Genomic DNA, 18,792 nt, shown 5'->3' on the forward strand with positions numbered 1-18,792 from the left:
GTTTGGTGTAACAGATTTAAGATGACGCACGCTGGGAGGAATGCCACTTGATGAATACCTTCTCCAGCCGCTCCACTACCAGATAGAAGATGACTCCGGCTATAGCCGCAAGTACGATGCAGGACCAGCCCAGCGGCATCTTGGCCACCTTGATCGAGTTGGATAGCAGGTAGCCAAGCCCTCTGGAGGAGAAGAAAAACTCTCCGACAATCGCTCCGATCATACTTGCGGTAGCATTGATCTTCAGCGCGGTGAACACATACGGCAGACTGTTCTGAATCCGCAGATAGCGGAACACCGCCGGCTTGCCGGCTGCGTAGGAATGCATTAAATCCAGCGCCAGCGGATCGACTGATACCATCCCTTTATAGGCATTGATAGCCATCGCCGCCATGGTCGTTGCCGTAACGATTGCCGCACGCGAGCCGATCCCGTCGCCGAACCACAGATTCATAATCGGTGCCAGCGCAACAATCGGCACAGCATTCAGTGCAGCGACCAGTGTCAGGCTGCCACCGCCCCAGCGGGGCCAGGCCGTTGCGACCAGGGCGATTAAGAACCCGAAGGCCGAACCAATCAGCATTCCCACCACAGCCTCAGTCAGCGTATAGCCGGTATAGGACAAGAGCAGGCTGAAATTATCCCTAATCGCCTCCGCTATGGCCGAAGGCAGCGGCAGCTGGTATTTTTTCAGATCGAACAGCTTGTGGAATATTTGTGCTTCCCAGAGAACCAGAAAAAGCACACCGGCCAGCAGAGGCAGAATCACGCCAGCGTTCAGCCATTTCACAGAGCGGCGTCCAAGCTTCCGCTTGCTCCGTCCAGCAAATACGCTATCCTTCGTTGTTATACGAGAGGATGTAGCTCCCTCATTCCCTGCAGAAGCTATCAACGTTGCTTCACGCACAGTATTTCCCTCCATTAACGGCGGCCCCCCTTCGGGCGGAATTCAGGCTGCCATGGCGCAATCAGGCGTTCGGCGAGGCTCATCAGCCCGTAGCTCGCCACTCCCAGCAGAGCGCCGACAATTACCGTGGACCAGAACATATACGTATGGGAAGGACCATAATAGAGATTGCGCAGCATGATCACACCAATGCCGTGCTGCGCCCCCATAAGCTCTACCAGAATCGCACCGGTCACGGCAAGCGGGGCTGCAACCTTGAGGCCGCTGAACAGTGCCGGCAGTGCAGCCGGAAAGCGCAGCTTCCAGTACACCGCCCAAGGTTTGGCAGCATAAGAATGCATCAGCTCCAGCGCCGGCAGATCGACGCTGCGCAGACCGCGCAGCATGTTGAGCGCAACCGGGAAAAAGGTAATGTATCCGGAAATAATGATCCGGGACACCTGCTCATCACGTACAATACCGTAAATAATGGGCGCAAGCCCCAGAATCGGGATCATCTGCGAGGCAATGGCATACGGAAAGGCAAGCTGCTCGATCGTCTTCGACAGACTCATCAGCACAGCGAGAACCACACCCGCAGAGGCACCGATCAGAAACCCGACTCCTGCATTGCCAAAGGTAGCTCCCCCCTCCTTAACCAGTGTGCCGCTGTACTTCCATAAGGTAGCCGCCACTTCATGAACATAAGGCAGCTTCGACTGGGCCAGCGGCGTTTGTGCCACATGGAGCAGCATCCAGGAGCCAGCCTCCCACACAATCAGCAGCCCAAGGAGCCAGACGGACAGCGGCAGCACGCGGCTGCGCATAAACGCACTGTTCCCCTTCATCGTTACACCCCTTCAAAGCTGTCGCGGATCGTGGCGATCAGTTCAAAAAACTGCGGGCTGTTTCTCATTTCCGCCGTACGCGGACGCGGCAGCGGAATATCAACAATGGCCGACAGCCTTCCCGGATGGGGAGAAAGCACGAATACGCGGTCAGACAGAAAAATGGATTCAGGAATGCTGTGGGTGACAAAAACAATGGTGCTCTGCACCTTGCTCCAGACAGACAGCAGTTCTTCATTCAGGCGCTCGCGGGTAAACTCATCCAGTGCGGAGAACGGTTCATCCATGAGCAGTATCTCCGGCTCCATCGACAGCGCTCTGGCAATCGCAACCCGCTGCTGCATGCCGCCGCTGAGCTGCCAGGGATATTTGTCCGCGAAGCCTTGCAGCCCGACGAGATCCAGCAGTTCCAGCGCCTTGTCCTCACGGATCGACTTCTTGACGCCCATCAGCTCCAGCGGCAGGGTAATGTTGTGTTTCACCTTGCGCCAGTCATAAAGTACCGGACTCTGGAAAACTATGCCATACTTTTGGGCGAGTCTGGCTTCCTTGGCGCTCTTGCCAGCCACCGTAATGTTTCCGCCGGTTGGTGTAATAAGATCTGCCATCAATCTCAGCAGTGTAGTTTTGCCGCACCCCGATGGACCCAGCAGGGAGACGAATTCTCCTTTGGCAATATCAAGGCTCACCTGATGCAGTGCAAGTACGTCGGCAGTCTCCGCCATATAACGCATTTCAACGTTTTCCAGCTGTATTTCAGGAATTCTTGCCGCTACTAATGACATTTCCAGCTCCCCCTTCATCCCTGAATTTGATCGATTAATGTTAATTAACATAACGCAATTTCTTATTAAATGCTGACTTTCTTTTCGAAATGTAGTATTAACTAACATGGTACACTTTGCTCCCGGTACACTCACTAGACAAATAGTAAAATTGCATCTGTGAAATTCCGTCACTTTGTCTAGGAGAGGCGCTTTCATTGTTAATAATGAAGAAATATGCCGATAAAAGAAGGTAGCGGTATTCACGCTTCACTGCGTTCAATCCCGAATGTTATCCATGAAGATATGTGGTACTATTTATCTATATTCTTGCTGAAACAGGAGACAATACGTGATGTTTAATGCTTATAATAACGCCTCATGGCTATATGCCCCGTTGTCCCTGCTCCCATGGCCAACCTCGGCAGCCCACACTACCTGGAGGCCCGGCCGATGGAAGCTATGATCTCGAATTATATTATCATTGTCTCCATCTCCGGTGTGCTGAGCGCACTTCTCGCGCTGTTCGCCTATTACAGAAGAACGGATTTCTCCGGAATCAATGCCTTCATTCTCAGCTCCATCACTTCCGCGATCTATACCTTTGGCTTCGCGCTGGAATTGTCGGGCAGCACCATGCAGGAGATTGGCTTTTGGGTCAAGGTGGAGTATCTGGGAATGCCCTATATCGCTCCTTCCAGCCTAATTATGATCATGCATTTCGTCGGCCTGGACCGGCTGGTTAAGAAAGGGCTGCTGACCGCGCTGTACTCCATCCCCTTAATCTCTACCGTGCTCGTATGGACCAACGATTATCACCATCTGTTCTATCAGTCGATGCATTTCCGGGAGGGTGCCCCCACCCCGCTGATCGACATCGTAATGGGACCTTGGTATATTGTGCAGGGCAGTTTGACCTTCGGCTGCATGCTTGCGGGAATGTGTCTCATTCTCTGGCAATGGAACCGGATGAAGCGGGTCTACCGCCGGCAGATGATGACGATCTTCATCGGACAGTTCCTCCCGGCTTTGGGAGCCTTCCTATATTTAATGAACATGACCCCTTATGGAATGGACCCTGTGCCGGTGATTATGAGCGTGACTTCGACCCTCTATATTTGGGCAATTCTTTCCAGGGGCATGCTTACCGCGGCCCCCATCGCCCGGGAGAATTTGTTCGAGAGCATGCGTGACGGAGTGCTGGTCACGGACCGCAAAGATACGCTCGTCGACTATAACCGTGCTGCCACGGAAATGCTGGAAGGCCTGGATTCATCGGCCATCGGCAGACCGCTCGCCCAGCTGTTCCTGCCTGCGGGCAAAGACGCTGTAGATTATGTAATGAATTCTGACCCTCTGCTCAGCGAGGAACGCGAGCTGGCCTGGAATATCAACGGGGAGACCAGCTATTACCAGGTCAGATCCTCTCCGGTGCAGAAGCATGACGGTCATCTGGCCGGGCGGATGATTATGCTGATCGATGTGACAGAGCGGACGCTGCTCCAGGCCAAGCTGCTGCAGCTCGCCACTGTCGACAGCCTGACCGGCATCTATAACCGTACGCACTTCATGGAGCGGAGCCGGTCTCTGCTGGAGGAAGCAGTTGGCAGCAAGCGCCCCTTGTCCATCATTCTGCTCGATATCGACTTTTTCAAGAGCATCAATGACCGCTACGGACATCAATATGGCGATATGGCGCTCCAGCATATTGTCGGCGTATGCAGCAAGCATGTGCGCGAAGGGGATATTTTCGGACGTTACGGAGGTGAAGAATTCGTCATTTGTCTGCCTGACACTTCCTTGAAGCAGGCGGCTCTGCTCTCCGAAGCTATCCGTGACAGCATTGAGCACAGCGAAGTCAGCACCTCGTCCGGTCCGGTCCATGTGACGGCAAGCTTCGGGGTGGCGGAGGCGTTCAGGGAACCTACTTCGCTTGAAGAGCTGCTCTCTGAAGCGGATCATGCGCTCTACAGCTCCAAACGCAACGGACGCAATACCGTACATTTATCTAGCGGAGGTTCGATCACCCCCTTTACACCTGTTTAAACGAACAGCCCTGTTCTCCGGCAAGAAGCCGTTTAGAGAACAGGGCTGTTATCTCATCAATCTGCAACACAATGAACCCGCCAGTGCGTGGCAGGGTCTGAATATAATCAGTAGAAAATATGAATATTGCAGTTAACGCCGCTTCGCGCCTGCCATGAAATATTCCACACCCTGCAGCAAATCCCCAGGCAGCTCTTCAAGCTGCAGATAGGTCTTCAGCTCCAGCACCACCCGTTCCCGGTTGTGTCCGAACACATCGACGATCCGGGCCAGCCGTTCCCAGGGAGCCAGATCCTCCCGGAACTCCTGCCTGGTCATCGGCAGCCCATGCGACTCCACATACCAGTCCGCATCATAGCGGTAGGCAATGTCCAGCAATCTTAAGAACCCGGTGCTGCTGTATTGGCGCGGTCCGCCATACACAGCAGGGCCTAGAGCATCGCCCAGAAAAAGCACCTTGTCTTCCTTAACGTAAAGCACACAGGAGTCCGGCGAATGGTCGCCGCCCACATGGACCACTTCACAGACAACTCCGCCCAAATCGACCGTGAGGCTGCCGGTAAACACAATATCCGGCTTGACGACAGTTACCTCTCTTGCCTCGCCGTACTCCAGGCGGATATGTTCCGCACTTTCTTCACTGATCGTGCCACTCTTTACAAGCTTCTCCAAGCCTTCTTCTCCCCAGTTCAGCCCGGTCAGGCTCTCCAGCACTTTCGCCGTCTCTTCATGGGCAATAGCTGGGGACTTCCAGGATGAGAGTCCGAAGGTGTGATCCCAGTGCCAATGGGTCAGAATCAGCATGTCTGGCTGCCTGCAGCCGCGTCTAGCCAGTTCTTCCCGAAACAGCGCTGCATGGGCCGGCGAATTGCCGGCATCCATCAGAAGTGTACGCCGTTCCCCTATAATTGCTGCCAATACCGGACGATCCGTGTCATGCTCCGGATGCATAATCAGAATATGACGGCTAAGCTGCTCGAACTTGTGCTCCATCTCGTGCTCCCCCTTGCAATATACATCTGACTGAAAATAGGCCGGACTACAAAGTATATCCGGACGTTCTTTTGGTGATAACAGCACCCATAGCGGTATTTCCGGCCTCGTTCGTTTCAGGCCATCTTTAATCTTCATGTTGCCTCAATTACGGACATTAATCAACAGGCCTTGTTTGCTAAAGAGGGTTTTAAGTTTAATAAGAGTTAGCTGATCTGTTCGGGTCAGGTACGGATATACTGACAAGGAGGAGATTCCATGATTAAGATCGGGCTAACCGGCTTCGGTGACCACGAAGAGCTTTACGGCAAAATCAAGCCCGCTGACCGGCTCCCTACCTATAGCGCGCATTTTCCGATTGTGGAGATTGACAGCTCCTTTTATGCCGTGCAGCCAGTCAGAAATTACGCCAAATGGGTGAGCCAGACGCCGGATGCCTTCCGGTTTATCGTTAAAGCCTATCAGGGAATGACCGGACATTTACGCGAGAAAAAGAATTATTACGACACTCCGGAGGAAATGTATCAGGCTTTCCACACCTCTATTGAGCCAGTCCGGGCAGCCGGGAAGCTTGCGATGGCCCTCTTCCAGTTTCCGCCGTGGTTCGACTGCACCAAAGAAAACGTGCAGTTTCTGCGTGAGGCCAAGCAGCGGATGCTGGATGTGCCTTCCGCCATCGAGTTCCGCAATGACTCCTGGTACAGTCCGGAAATGCAGGCCAAAACCCTGCAGTTTCTGGAGCAGGAGGGCTGGATTCATACGGTGGCCGATGAACCCCAGGCCGGATCAGGCTCGGTTCCGATTGTGCCGGTGGCCACATCGCCGGATATCACCTACGTGCGGCTGCATGGCCGCAACGCCCAGGGCTGGAGCCAGAGCAGCCATCCGAATTGGCGGAGCCTGCGCTACTTGTACCGCTACAGCACAGAGGAGCTGACCGAGTGGCGGGACCGGCTGCTTGCGCTGGAGCAGTCCTGCCGGGAGCTGTACGTGGTCTTCAATAATAACTCCGGTGGTGACGCCACCGATAACGCCAAAGAGCTGCAAGCGCTGCTCGGAATCGACGGCGGACTGGCCCCGCGCCAGCTGGACTTATTTTCATGAGCACCAGATGTGTACATATCCTCTCTTCTGCTCCTTACTGAAGCACGACAACAATCGTATTTATCCATTCATATCATAATTTTAAAGGAGGCCAAACGGAAATGAAGAGAAACCATACGATGATGCAGTTTTTCGAATGGCATGTCGCCGCGGACGGGAACCACTGGAAACGGCTGGCTGATGCTGCCACCGAGCTGAAGGCCGCCTATATTGATTCTGTCTGGGTACCGCCGGTAACCAAGGCTGTCTCTGGCGAGGATACAGGCTATGGTGTCTATGATCTATACGATCTGGGCGAATTCGACCAGAAGGGGACCATCCGGACCAAATACGGCACCAAGCTGGAACTGGTGGAGGCGATTGCCGAATGCCAAAAGAACGGCATCGCTGTTTATGTGGATCTGGTGATGAATCATAAAGCGGGCGCCGACGAGACCGAAGTGTTCCAGGTGATCGAGGTTGATCCGAACGACCGCAACAAGGAGATTTCGAAACCGTTCGAGATTGAAGGCTGGACCAAATTCACCTTTCCCGGACGTGGAGACCAGTACTCCGCCTTTAAATGGAACCACACTCATTTTAACGGCACCGATTTCGATGCCAAGGAAAGCCGGACCGGCGTATTCAAGCTTGCCTCCGACAACAAGAGCTGGAACCCGAATGTGGATGACGAGTTCGGCAACTATGATTATCTGATGTTCGCCAACATCGACTACAGCCATGAGGAAGTTAGGCATGAGATGCTGGAATGGGGCAAATGGCTGGTCGACACGCTGCAGTGCAGCGGATACCGGCTGGACGCCATCAAGCATATCAATCATGAATTCATCAAAGAATTCGCTGCCGAAATGGGTAAAAAACGCGGTGAGGACTTCTACATTGTCGGCGAATTCTGGAACTCGAATCTCGAGGCCTGCCGGGAATTCCTCAACACGGTGGATTATCAAATCGACCTGTTCGATGTATCGCTTCACTACAAGCTGTATTCGGCTGCACTGGCGGGCAGGGACTTTGATCTGACCCAAATCTTTAACGATACGCTCGTCCAGACCCACCCTGGCAATGCCGTAACTTTTGTTGACAATCATGATTCGCAGCCCCATGAAGCGCTGGAATCCTGGATCGGCGACTGGTTCAAGCAAAGTGCCTATGCCCTGATCCTGCTGCGGCGTGACGGATACCCGGTTGTCTTCTACGGTGATTATTATGGCATCGGCGGACCAACTCCGGTGGAAGGCAAGAAAGCCGCCATTGATCCGCTGCTCTACACCCGGTACCATAAGGCATACGGAGAGCAGGATGATTATTTCGACCACCCCAATACGATTGGCTGGGTGCGGCGCGGTGTGGAAGAAATCGAAGGCTCCGGCTGTGCCGTAGTCATCTCCAATGGAGATCAGGGGGAGAAGCGGATGTTCCTCGGCGAGGAACGCGCAGGCGAAGTTTGGAAGGATTTCACCCATAACCGCGAGGACAATATAACCATCGGTGAGGATGGCTGGGCGGTTTTCCCGGTAAACGGCGGAAGTGTCTCTGTCTGGGCTCTGCCCGATAACGGCGACAAGGAGCCCGATCCGGCATAAAGCATCTATTTAATAAAAGAGGTGAACTACGCGCCGTACCGGCAGCCGTTAGTTCACCTCTTTGTTATATACGTTGACGTTCCGGTTCAACTGAGTTTATAGCTCAGCATATATTCTGTAAGCGGTCCGTCAAGATCAAGCTGCGGATCATTAACAGTCCATTCCCCCGCAATGTCCAGTTCACGGCAGGCAAGCCCGAAATTGCAGGCGGCAATCCCGATATCAATCCGCTGCATCTCAAAGCCCAGCTTGTTGCCGCTGTAATTCGGCGTATGCTGCAGGTAGAAATGGGCCTGCTTCCGGTCCGGAGAGACTACCACTCTCCAAGGCTGTTTATTTGAAGCGGAAGGGCCGAGCCGGACCATTTCCAGCGGGGGCGCAAGCTTCCCGGCTGACTCGGGAGCGAGCATATTGCCAAATTCGGTGTCGTAGAACAGATCCCGCCAAGGCTTCTTCTGATCAGCTTTGACGACATAGCGCATCGTGGCATCCAGCAGCCGCTGCTTCTCCCGTGCATACCCCAGCGGCGTGATGCAAGGAATAATCTCGCCCTGGGCAAGCTCGATTTCGCGGGCAAAGGTCTTGCGGTTGAACGTCCCGCCAAGCCAGCAGGTGCCAAGTCCCAGGCTGGTGGCATAGAGAATCAGCCTATGAAACACATACCCGAATTCCAGCAGCGCCAGTTTGTCGTTCCTGACCTTGCCGACCAAGTACGCCTGCGGATTCTGGATGATACCGTAAGCCCCCAGCTTCACGTTTTTTCCGTCCTCTGTCCCGCTTTTGGCCCAGACCCACTCAATTCCCGGCTTTCCGCCAAACGGCCCATGCAGATTATCCTCCTGGCTCAGATAATCCATTATGGAAGCATGGACGGCCTCCCCGATCGGTGTGGCTTCATAAGTCCGTACAGATTTACGCTTCTCGATAATATCCATAACCGGAATTCCCATCTGATGTCCCTCCCCTTCATTATTTTAAAAAAGATGGCGCCTGTGGAAACAGGAGCCATCCAAGTGATGATGGATACTTATGATTGCTTATTCTGCAATCTTAATAAGATCTTAATAAGAGCAAAGGTTTAGTTAGTTATATTTTTCACATACTAATATTAACATCTATAGACCATGCTGTATAGACGCAGAGCCCGCCTTAGGGGGAATTTCAATACGCCGGTGACGGCTGCTTCTGCACCCAAAAAGAGGACTCCCTCACGGCAAAGGATGTCCTCTTTTTGGGTAAGCTGTTTACTTGGCTTCGGGTGCGTACTTATACGCGGATGTCAAATCTTCCTTCGCTGTCCGTAGTGGCAGCAGCGATCTCTTGCGCGCTTGCCGCAGCAAGCGTATTGCTGTTTGCAGGTTTCTCAGGTGGTGTGCTGCTGCTGTTTGCGGAAGCGGAGCTGTTCTTGGATTTCTGGGCAATTTGCGCATCGATCTGCTTGATCTGCTGCTCAATTTGCTTGGTCTTGGTTTCCTTTGTCTTCTCGTCGTCCTTGCTGGCCCCGATCTTCTCCAGGTCGGCTTGCAGCTTCGCTTTTTGCTTCTCCAGCGCACTTGTATCGGTAGCACTGGAAGCAGTATAGGAAGCGGAAGATGTAGATGATGCGGATGAAATATTCATTCACATTCCTCCTTTCACCTCTACACTATAATCCTTCCACCCCAAAGGAACGTTAAAATGCGCTGAAGGTTTGCTGAAAGTATTCGAAGCTATGAATTGGATTAGACCTTGCTCTGACCACTCTCATCCACTGCCTGAGCCGTTTTTGGCCGGGTTTTGCGGTTGACCAGCGTTACGCTAAGCAGAATAATCGCCAGACCGGCAAGCGTATTGGCATAGACCGGTTCATTCAGGAAGATTACACCCCACATCAGCCCGAACACGGGGACCAGAAAGGTAACGCTGACGGTCTTGACCGCGCCGACACTTTGGATCAGGTGAAAATACAAGAGATACGCCACGGAAGTGCAAATGAATGACAAACCGAGTACGGAAAAAACCGCTGCCGAAGACGGCAGCTCCCGGGGGGCAAAAATTACCGCCAGCGGCAGCAGCACTACAGCCGCCCCGAGCTGCTGGCCTGCAGCAAGCGCCAATGGCGCAAGGCCACGGCCCACGCGTGCAGCGTATAATCCCCCGAAGCCGTAGGCAAGTGCAGCTCCGAGAGAGAAAAACACAGACAACAGAACCTTGCCGGAGAGCGGCACCGGACTCCATCCGACCAGCACTGCTACGCCGAGCAAGCCGATCACGAGTCCTATAGACTTGGACAGTCCCGGCTTCTCCTGTTGCGTTCCCCAAGCAGCAAGTGCAGCGAACATCGGTGTGGTGGCATTGAGGATGGCTGCCAGCGAAGCGCTAAGGTGCAGCTCGGCCATGCAGATCAGTGTGAAGGGCAGCGCGGCATTAATGGAGCCCAGCACAAGGAACTGCTTCCAATGCTGCCAGATCCCCAGCTTCCGCTTGGTGACCGCTGCAAAGAGCAGCAAGGTTGCTGCTGCCAGCGTAACGCGCAGCTCTGTCGTAACAACAGGCCCCAATTCGGGAGAAGCAATTCTCATAAACAGAAAGGAAGCGCCCCAGGAAAAGGCCAACAGCAAAAGAATGGAGAAATCCTTACGGCTCATTTCTTCTCCCCTCTCTTGCAGAGCAGCAGATAGGACAGGATAGAACAAACCCCGGCACCCGCGATCACGATCGCCATCGGCAGCGCCGTTTCGTCACCCCCAAGGCCGACCAGCGGAGCGACACAGCCGCCAAGCAGCAGCGGCAGCAGACCCAGCAGCGCTGAAGCGCTGCCTGCGGTTTCTCCCTGATCCTGCATCGCCAGCGAGAAGCTGGTAGTGCCCACCATTCCCACACTGGAAACCACAGCGAACAGGCAGATCAGGATGGGAAGGAGACCGCCTCCCGCCAGAATAGTGATCAGCAGCACAACACCTCCCAGTGTGCAGAGCAGGAGGCCGCTGGCCAGCAGCTTCGCTTCGCCCAGCCGTCCGGACAATCTTCCGGCAATCTGGCCGGACATAATAATCCCCAGCCCGTTAACGGCAAAGATCAGACTGTACATTTGCGGAGACACTCCAAAAATATTTTGCAGCACAAATGAAGAGCCGGAAATATAAGCGAACATCGCCGCTGTAACAAACCCTTGAGAGAGTGCATAACCTATAAACTTCCTGTTGCGGAGCAGATCACGGAAGGTGCGCAGCGTGCCTAACAGCCCGCTTTTTACGCGCCGCTCCTTCGGCAGCGTCTCCGGCAGCCGCAGCAGAATGGTGGCGCAAAAGAGCAGCCCGGCTGCAAATAATACAATGAATACGCCCTGCCAGGTCGTTATTCTCAGCAGCTGCCCGCCGATAACGGGAGCGAATATGGGCCCCAGACCATTGACGATCATCAGCAGCGAGAAAAACTTCGTGAGTTCGGAGCCGCTGTACAGATCGCGGACCGCCGCCCGGGAGATGACCACCCCTACCGAGCCGGCCAGGCCCTGGATAAAGCGCAGCCCGACCAACAGCCCGATCGAGGGGCTGAAGGCGCAGAGCAGCGAGGATACCGCATAAATCAGCATGCCGATGAGCAGCGGACGGCGGCGCCCGTGGACATCACTCAGAGGCCCTGCCACAAGCTGCCCCAAGGCCAGCCCCAGCAAAAAGAAGGTCAGACTGAGCTGTACCAGCGCTGCGCTGGTGCCGAAATGTTCGCCAAGCGCGGGAAGCGCAGGCAAATACATATCGATGGACAGCGGACCAATGGTGGCAATAGCCCCCAGAATGACAGCAAGCTGAAGCCGCTGTTTCCGCGATGGGCCTTCTGCGGCCAGCGAATTCTTATCGTTTTGTATTTTGATCATGGTAAATTATTGTCAACCTTTCCGCAGCAGGCCTCAGGCCAGTTTTTTTGTATTCTTCATACTACCTGATGCGGGGCATGTTGTTCAATGTTTTTCCCTATTTATCCCATTGAACTTTCAGTGCATGTACAGGTCGCCCGTCCATAGTGATAGGCAGTCCTGCATTATCTATGTACCTCAGAAGCAACGGCTTTCCGGTGCGGGTTGTATTCGGCGTAGGCTCCGGTTATGTGTCTGTAATCCAGCGGGGCATCCTCGATGATCGCTTTGCGTTTGGCTTTCAATACAATTTGCTCGATATCAGCAAGGCTGCAGCCCGCCAGCAGTTCAGCCATCCGGCGGGACAGCTCCTGCGCCTCCGGTTCAGAACCGACAAACAGCCCAATATACTGAAGCCGGTCTTCCTCCGTCGGCAGCGAATACGTCATTTTCGTATCAAACCGCCGCCACACCGCAGGGTCCAACTCTTCCTCCAGGTTGGTAGCGGCGACAAAAATACTTTCGCCATGAAACTCATCCAGGCATTGCAGCAGCGTGTTGACCACCCGTGCCATCTCCTTCACCTCATCGCCGGAATCACGCATTCGGCCTAGCACATCGAATTCGTCCAGAAACAGCACACAAGGTGCAGCATTGGCATAGTCAAATACCTTCCGCACATTGCTTCCGGTCTCACCAAGATGGCTGTGAATAATCGTATCCAGGCGGACCAGAACAAGCGGAAGCTCCAGGCGGTGCGCGATATAAAATGCGGTCAGCGTTTTGCCGGTGCCGGGAGGACCGAACATCACCATTTTGCTCGGCATAGGCACATCCTCCGCCTCAAATCTTTCTTTCATGCCCTGGATCGTAATAAATTCATCCACAATGGCCCGGTTGACCCCATTCAGAATGATGCGCCGCACCTTGCGCCCGCATTCCTTTGGTGTATATACGGTTGCCATATCCAATCCCTTGGCCCGGGGCAGCCGGGCGGGGTTGCTGTTCTTTTTGCTGCTGTTCACGTTGGGTAGACTCCTTACATTCATGATATTAAATAGTAACAATTACGATTAAAGTCCATCGTACCAAAAACCGGAGGAATTTGCTACACCCTATGGCTATCTGCAGGCAAAAACCAGAACGCTGCCGGAGGATTAGATGGATTTAAACAGAAATAAAGGGACGCACGTGTGTGCGTCCGTGTCCGGAAAGTGTATTCCTGGCTCTCAGCATAAACGGACCGAGTTGCACTTATTTTGGGCTTTTAGCCTGTTACAGTAGGGAAACGGACTCCAGTGCAGTTATTTCTCCCTGATGGCCGTTTTTAGATAGAATGCAGAGCAGATAAGGTCCACTGGATCCGAAAAAGAAAATAAACAGGGGTTTTACTCTCCTTAGCGTCTCCTGAGTCCGGTACGAGTAAACGAACCCGCTGAGGGCTTTTAAGGGACCCTATTTCTGTACTAAATCCCTGCTTCCCCAGAGCCCTTCCAGTTTGAAGACATGCTCTAGCAGGCTGGCTTGCGCAATATCATGACAGCAAAAACCGCCCGCAGGAGCTTCTAAGCGACATTACGTCACTTATCAGCGGCCCCGCAGGCGGTTGTAGTTGTAGCCTTCCTGAAATTATTTGCTGTTCCGGTTCAGCCAATCACGGGCTGCTTCAGCCTCGGCCGCGCTCAGGCGGTGCCCCTGATTACCCCAGTGGGAGGTAACTTCAGCCCCCGCCCCCTGCAGCAGCTGCTCCAGCTCCCGCGTTTCTTCTGCCCGGATCAGCGGATCATTGGTGCCTGCACCGATGAAGACCGAAACGCCGTTAAGCGAAGGGATCGCAAGCCCCCGGAGCGGCACCATCGGATGCAGCAGCACTGCCGAACGGAACAGGTTTCCGTAATGAAATAGCAGGCTGCCGGCGATATTCGCTCCATTGGAGTAGCCGACGGCTACGAGATTGTCTGCATCGAAACCGTACTGCGCCGCAGCTACATCCAGGAACTGCTTCAGCTCATGGGTGCGGAAGATCAGGTCCTCTTCATCAAAGACACCTTCAGCCAGACGGCGGAAGTAACGCGGCATGCCGTTCTCCAGCACATTTCCCCGGATACCCAGTACAGAAGCGCCGGGAGCCAGCAGCTCCGCCAGCGGCAGCAAATCCTGCTCGTTTCCACCTGTGCCATGGAATAATACTAGTGTTGGTTGGTTGGCGTCTGTTCCTTTGCGATAAACATGAATCATCCCTGCTTCACCTCAATTTCCCGGATTTCAAAAGGGCTCAAATTCTCTTCGATCAGGGCACGGTGCGGTTCAAACCATGCCGGAAGCATCAGCTTCTGGCCCAGCGCATCCGGAGCCTCGTCATTGGCGAACCCTGGAGGATCGGTAGCAATCTCGAACAGGATTCCGCCTTCTTCACGGAAGTAGATGGCATTGAAGTATTGGCGGTCCTGTACCGGAGTGGGCTGGTAGCCGTGGCTTTGCACATGGCGTCCCCATTCCAGCTGCTCGGCATCATCTTTAGCGCGCCAGGCGATATGATGAACGGTTCCCGAGCCTCCGGCTCCTTGCGGCACCGGCGAGTCTTTAAGATCAATAATGTTGCCGAGATCGGCAGTAGAGCCGTAACGGATATAACCGTCTCCCTTGGCGATCAGCTCCATTCCGAGTGTACGGGTAAGTGTATCAGCTGTTTTTTCGGGATTTGTACTGTAGAGCACAGCCCCGCCAAAACCTTTAATGGCATGCTCCGCAGTCACTCCGGCAAAGGACCAGGTACTCCGCGGACCTGCTTCGCGTTCCACCAGCTCAATCCGCAGTCCATCGTAATCGCTGAAAGACAGGTAAGACTCAGAGATCCGGGTTACATGGGTAACCGGAATCTGATATGCGGCAAGCCGCTGCTCCCAGAAAGCCATCGAACCAACCGGAATCGCGTAAGTGGTTACGCCAACCTGCCCGCCGCCAATCCGGCCTTTGCGCCCTGTCGACCAAGGAAAGAAGGTAATAATGGTGCCCGGTGCACCCTGCTCATTCCCGAAATAGAGGTGGTAAACCTCGGGGGCGTCAAAGTTAATTGTCTTTTTTACAAGCCGCAGGCCGAGAATTCCGGCATAGAAATCGGCATTACGCTGAGCATCTCCGACAAAAGCTGTAATATGGTGAATCCCTGCAGTTTGAAGTGTCATTATAAGTCATCTCCCTAAGGTTTTTTTTAGATGATAAGTTTGAATAGATGAACATCTGGCGTATAATCCGATTTAGTTAAAAAACAGGGCATCCAGCGAAATCGAACCTGCTCCGGTCAAAGCCACACCTACTGCGACTACGAGCACCGTTAATGGAAACTCGATTCCGTTGGCCGTCGACCAAAATCCGTTCGGAGCATGAACCTTGATAATCGCGCCGAGCATCGTTGCGGCAATCAATACTGCGGCTACAGGAGTCAGGAGTCCGGCTGCGAACAGCAAGCCTCCGACAAGCTCCAGCATTCCTGCCAGCACGGCCATCGCGACCCCCGGCTTAATGCCGATGGATTCCATCCAGCCGCCCGTGCCCTTTGGACCGTATCCTCCGAACCAGCCAAACAGCTTCTGTGCCCCATGTCCGATAAAAGCAATCCCGATCACCAATCTTATCAATAACAACCCTACACTAACCATTTTATACCCTCTCCATTCTCTTGAATTTAATTATCTTAACCTTAAGATATTAGCTAAAAAAATATAGTTGAACCTTGTACTTGCTGCTGGCCTGGTAAACGCTGATAAGCAAGCTTCCCGCCCCGTTCTTAGGAGAACGCCGCTAACCTAAATGCCTTTACCAAGCTTCTTTAGTAATTCTATTGCCTGTTCCTTCTCCTCCTGATTCAAACCGCCCATCATCCCGTGAATAGAAGAAACATGGCGGGGGAAAATATCGTCAAACAGCTCGCGGCCCGCTTCGGTAATCTCCGCATAAGTTACGCGCCGGTCATCGCTGCAGGGAACGCGCTTCAGCAGTCCTCTCTTCTCCAGCTTGTCGATATTGTAAGTGATGCTCCCGCTGGTAACGAGAATCTTCTCTCCGATCTGCTGCAGCGGAATCCGCGTTCTATGATAGAGCACCTCGAGGATCATAAACTCGGCAGAAGCTAAACCATGGCTCTTCATATCCTTTACTGCCAGATCCATCAGGCTCTTATAAGCTTTGGACAAGACCACGAACAATTTCAGTGATGAAGCCTGCTCCTGATCCGATGCGCCAGCCGTCTTGCTGATCAACTCATTGTAGTCACTCATATTGTACACCTCCAATGCTTTCGGCATTTATCTTTAAGTTAATTATCTTTAAGTTAAGATAAATATAATCCTGCGCGGGAAATTTGTCAACAGTTTTTATTTCCTTCAAATCTATAAAACAATCTTGATCTGCAGATGATCTCCTATTAACTCGGCACTGACCGTTCCGCGTAATTTATCTGTCAGTATTTTGACTATCGACAATCCTAATCCTGTACTTCCCGCGCTTCGTGATACATCTGAAGTATAGAAGCGGTCAAATAACCGCGCCGGATTAATGTCTTGTGAACTGGATATTGCATTTGTCAAAATCAATTCTGTTCTACCATTATTCAGAAGGGTGATCCTGATATCACTCATGGCATACCGCGCCGCATTGTCGAGCAAATTCTGTAAAATACGCCGCAGCATCTCTTCGTCAGTCCAAACAAATACGCTTTCTTCCGGGAGTGATATCTGCGGATGCAAGCCCCTCTGCTCAAACATCGTTGCACATTCTGCAACGGTATCCATGATTACATTAGAGTAATTAACATTTCGAAACTCCGGTTGAATATGCTCTGAATCAAGTACAGCCAATTCATAAAATGACTTGATCAAGGTTTGTAAATGATTTGCTTTTCGTAAAGTAATGACGATTTGCTCACGCTGCTCTAAAGTTACATGTCCTTTTTGCAAAAGCTGAAGGTAGCCGATCATTGAGGTTAGCGGTGTCCGCAGATCGTGCGAGATATTCGCTATGGATTCTTTCAAGTGTTTTCCGCTTCTGATCATATTAAACCGAAGTTCGCGCTGCTTGGTCAGATTCTTATTAATTTCTGCAGCCAGCAGGGTGACATCCTTATCAATCAATGAAATGTCCAGCTTCTTATCCATATTTCCGGCTGACAATTCTATCAATTGTTTTGTGATATTGCGTATTTGCTTTCTAAGCGAAAAGAGGCGGAACATAAGTGTTACAAGCATTATCGCTAATAGGATAATAATATACAGCATCTATTATAGCGCCTCTTTCCCCGTTTTTATCTTAATTCACATGTATTGAATCTCTGAAATGAAAGTGAGATGAAAAAAAGCAGATATACCAGCCCTGAGAGTAAAATTTCTGAAACTTGTGCTGTGGAAAGCGAATAGGCCAATGATGTTCTAATTTGATTCATAGGTAAAAAACGCAACCAAGGCAACGAATCATACCACCCCATAGGTCCAGCATAGGCGATGCACATGGCACTTACAAAAAGAACAATCATAGAGACAGAAACTGTTCTAGCCGAGTCCCGGAATATGAATGCAAAAAAAATGCAAACAGAAAACACCGCACTATTAAGTAATACAGAAAAACCAACCACACGCAGGATATACAATACATCATTATTCCAAGAGTCTCCCCATCCCAGCAAAAAAGACATTCTTATGCTTCCCACAATGGGACTTATCAGCATTAAAATGTTGAAAACGGCTAAATAAATGAGACATTTACTAATAAAGATCTTTATTCTGGAATGGCCTGCTACAACCTCCAAATGTATCGTACGATTGGTGAAATCCTGTCCAATCAGTAAAGCTGCGATAGCAGAGAACAAAACCAGCCAAATGGTGGAATCATAGACCATTGCAGTGAAGATACCTATAGCATCTACACGTGTAGTCAAATCGGCAACATAACCTTTGCTGGCGAATACTCCATAAATTATACATAGCAGCGAACAACCGATAAAAAATTTATTATATTTTAAACGGTACCATTCCATTTGCATAAGATTATTCATTGTATCCCCCTTTAATGTAACTCTGAACGATTGAAAATCTTGCTTGCAGCGAAACACAAAACCGCAAGAAAAATCATCCCGACAAGCAGCGCTGCTCCTAATGATGAAGAATGCTCTATTAAAAGTCTCAACTGTCCCAAAGGAATAAACCTTGCAATCTCTTTTGCATGTGGACCATTCAGCAGGAATATAGTTAGAAAATATAGCAACGCCGGGATTGATAATGTGTTCCCGACATCTTTGCATGTAAAGGCTACTATTAGAGAAACTCCGCACATCGCAGCATTTAGTACAGCTGTTGTAAAAAATAAAGAAATTAGATAATCAAGATCTGACCAGAATGAAGAATGTCCCCATCCGTGAATAAACGTGTTTATAGAAATGATCAGAACCGGTTGCATTAATAAAATGATGTTTGATCCGGCTATAAATACTATGGCTTTGCTAAAAAACACATGATAGCGTTTATGCCCTGCACATATTGTCTGGTAAAGCGTATGGTCGGCAAGATCTTTTCCGATATAAAGGGCTCCGAATACACTTGTCAACAGCATTAATATGGGTGCGTTATACAAAGATGCAAAGATACTTTCATACCCGCTTAGTCCCCCTTGATCAAGCATAAGGAAGCTTCCAAGGACTATTGACAGTCCCAGCAGGACGAAAAAACTTCTATCATGCTTCAGC

General features: G+C 51.7%; 19 protein-coding genes. 3 read left to right on the forward strand and 16 right to left on the reverse strand.

Annotation, left to right across the window (positions count from 1 at the left end; genetic code table 11):
- Positions 1-16: 16 nt before the first annotated feature.
- The 3 genes from H70357_RS32150 to H70357_RS32160 are packed head-to-tail and all read right to left on the reverse strand — an operon-like array spanning position 17 to position 2,519.
- Positions 17-922, reverse strand: a complete 906-nt coding sequence (locus H70357_RS32150) for an ABC transporter permease (protein ID WP_038597664.1) — start codon at positions 920-922, stop codon at positions 17-19.
- Positions 922-1,734: an ABC transporter permease gene (locus tag H70357_RS32155; RefSeq protein ID WP_038597667.1), complete on the reverse strand. Its 813-nt coding sequence runs from the start codon at positions 1,732-1,734 to the stop codon at positions 922-924. Before H70357_RS32155 ends, H70357_RS32150 begins: the two co-directional genes overlap by 1 nt.
- Positions 1,735-1,736: 2 nt before the next feature.
- A complete protein-coding gene (locus H70357_RS32160) occupies positions 1,737-2,519 on the reverse strand; it encodes an ABC transporter ATP-binding protein (protein ID WP_038597670.1) in 783 nt (260 codons plus the stop codon).
- A 432-nt stretch (positions 2,520-2,951) separates the two neighbouring features.
- Between H70357_RS32160 and H70357_RS32165 the strand changes: the two genes are divergently transcribed.
- On the forward strand, positions 2,952-4,544 hold the full coding sequence (locus H70357_RS32165; RefSeq protein ID WP_038597673.1) for a histidine kinase N-terminal 7TM domain-containing protein: 1,593 nt from the start codon (positions 2,952-2,954) through the stop codon (positions 4,542-4,544).
- Positions 4,545-4,676: 132 nt separating this feature from the next.
- On the opposite strand, the gene H70357_RS32170 is transcribed toward H70357_RS32165, so the two are convergent.
- A complete protein-coding gene (locus tag H70357_RS32170; protein ID WP_052092371.1) occupies positions 4,677-5,537 on the reverse strand; it encodes an MBL fold metallo-hydrolase in 861 nt (286 codons plus the stop codon).
- 258 nt (positions 5,538-5,795) lie between these two features.
- On the opposite strand from H70357_RS32170, the gene H70357_RS32175 reads away from it, so the two are divergent.
- Together H70357_RS32175 and H70357_RS32180 are read left to right on the forward strand one after the other, a co-directional pair.
- Positions 5,796-6,641: a DUF72 domain-containing protein gene (locus H70357_RS32175; RefSeq protein ID WP_038597676.1), complete on the forward strand. Its 846-nt coding sequence runs from the start codon at positions 5,796-5,798 to the stop codon at positions 6,639-6,641.
- 101 nt (positions 6,642-6,742) lie between these two features.
- Positions 6,743-8,224, forward strand: coding sequence for an alpha-amylase (locus tag H70357_RS32180; RefSeq protein ID WP_038597679.1), 1,482 nt, complete (start codon positions 6,743-6,745; stop codon positions 8,222-8,224).
- An 86-nt stretch (positions 8,225-8,310) separates the two neighbouring features.
- Here the strand turns inward: H70357_RS32180 and H70357_RS32185 are convergent, their stop codons facing one another.
- The 12 genes from H70357_RS32185 to H70357_RS32240 form a co-directional block, all read right to left on the reverse strand.
- Positions 8,311-9,174, reverse strand: a complete 864-nt coding sequence (locus H70357_RS32185) for a nitroreductase family protein (protein WP_038597682.1) — start codon at positions 9,172-9,174, stop codon at positions 8,311-8,313.
- 316 nt (positions 9,175-9,490) lie between these two features.
- Positions 9,491-9,844 (reverse strand): FlxA-like family protein, encoded by a 354-nt coding sequence (locus H70357_RS32190; protein ID WP_038597685.1) that lies wholly within the window; start codon positions 9,842-9,844, stop codon positions 9,491-9,493.
- Positions 9,845-9,945: 101 nt separating this feature from the next.
- Complete coding sequence (locus tag H70357_RS32195; RefSeq protein WP_038597688.1) at positions 9,946-10,851, reverse strand: DMT family transporter; 906 nt, start codon at positions 10,849-10,851, stop codon at positions 9,946-9,948.
- On the reverse strand, positions 10,848-12,080 hold the full coding sequence (locus H70357_RS32200) for a multidrug effflux MFS transporter (RefSeq protein ID WP_038597691.1): 1,233 nt from the start codon (positions 12,078-12,080) through the stop codon (positions 10,848-10,850). Before H70357_RS32200 ends, H70357_RS32195 begins: the two co-directional genes overlap by 4 nt.
- A gap of 164 nt (positions 12,081-12,244) precedes the next feature.
- A complete protein-coding gene (locus H70357_RS32205) occupies positions 12,245-13,024 on the reverse strand; it encodes an AAA family ATPase (protein WP_442950486.1) in 780 nt (259 codons plus the stop codon).
- Positions 13,025-13,688: 664 nt separating this feature from the next.
- Positions 13,689-14,297 carry an alpha/beta hydrolase gene (locus H70357_RS32210; RefSeq protein ID WP_038597696.1) on the reverse strand — a complete coding sequence of 203 codons (609 nt, stop codon included), beginning with the start codon at positions 14,295-14,297 and terminating at the stop codon, positions 13,689-13,691.
- A complete protein-coding gene (locus H70357_RS32215) occupies positions 14,294-15,244 on the reverse strand; it encodes a ring-cleaving dioxygenase (RefSeq protein ID WP_038597699.1) in 951 nt (316 codons plus the stop codon). The genes H70357_RS32210 and H70357_RS32215 overlap by 4 nt, the downstream gene beginning before the upstream one ends.
- A 72-nt stretch (positions 15,245-15,316) precedes the next feature.
- Positions 15,317-15,718, reverse strand: coding sequence for a DoxX family protein (locus H70357_RS32220; RefSeq protein WP_038597702.1), 402 nt, complete (start codon positions 15,716-15,718; stop codon positions 15,317-15,319).
- A 147-nt stretch (positions 15,719-15,865) separates the two neighbouring features.
- Positions 15,866-16,336 carry a MarR family winged helix-turn-helix transcriptional regulator gene (locus H70357_RS32225; protein WP_052092372.1) on the reverse strand — a complete coding sequence of 157 codons (471 nt, stop codon included), beginning with the start codon at positions 16,334-16,336 and terminating at the stop codon, positions 15,866-15,868.
- Between the two features lie 111 nt (positions 16,337-16,447).
- Positions 16,448-17,332: a sensor histidine kinase gene (locus H70357_RS32230; protein WP_038597703.1), complete on the reverse strand. Its 885-nt coding sequence runs from the start codon at positions 17,330-17,332 to the stop codon at positions 16,448-16,450.
- A 26-nt stretch (positions 17,333-17,358) separates the two neighbouring features.
- Positions 17,359-18,105, reverse strand: a complete 747-nt coding sequence (locus tag H70357_RS32235; protein ID WP_038597705.1) for an ABC transporter permease — start codon at positions 18,103-18,105, stop codon at positions 17,359-17,361.
- A gap of 11 nt (positions 18,106-18,116) precedes the next feature.
- Positions 18,117-18,728: a hypothetical protein gene (locus H70357_RS32240; protein ID WP_156130973.1), complete on the reverse strand. Its 612-nt coding sequence runs from the start codon at positions 18,726-18,728 to the stop codon at positions 18,117-18,119.
- Positions 18,729-18,792 lie beyond the last annotated feature (64 nt).

The sequence above is a fragment of the Paenibacillus sp. FSL H7-0357 genome, from assembly GCF_000758525.1.
Classification (GTDB): domain Bacteria; phylum Bacillota; class Bacilli; order Paenibacillales; family Paenibacillaceae; genus Paenibacillus_AQ.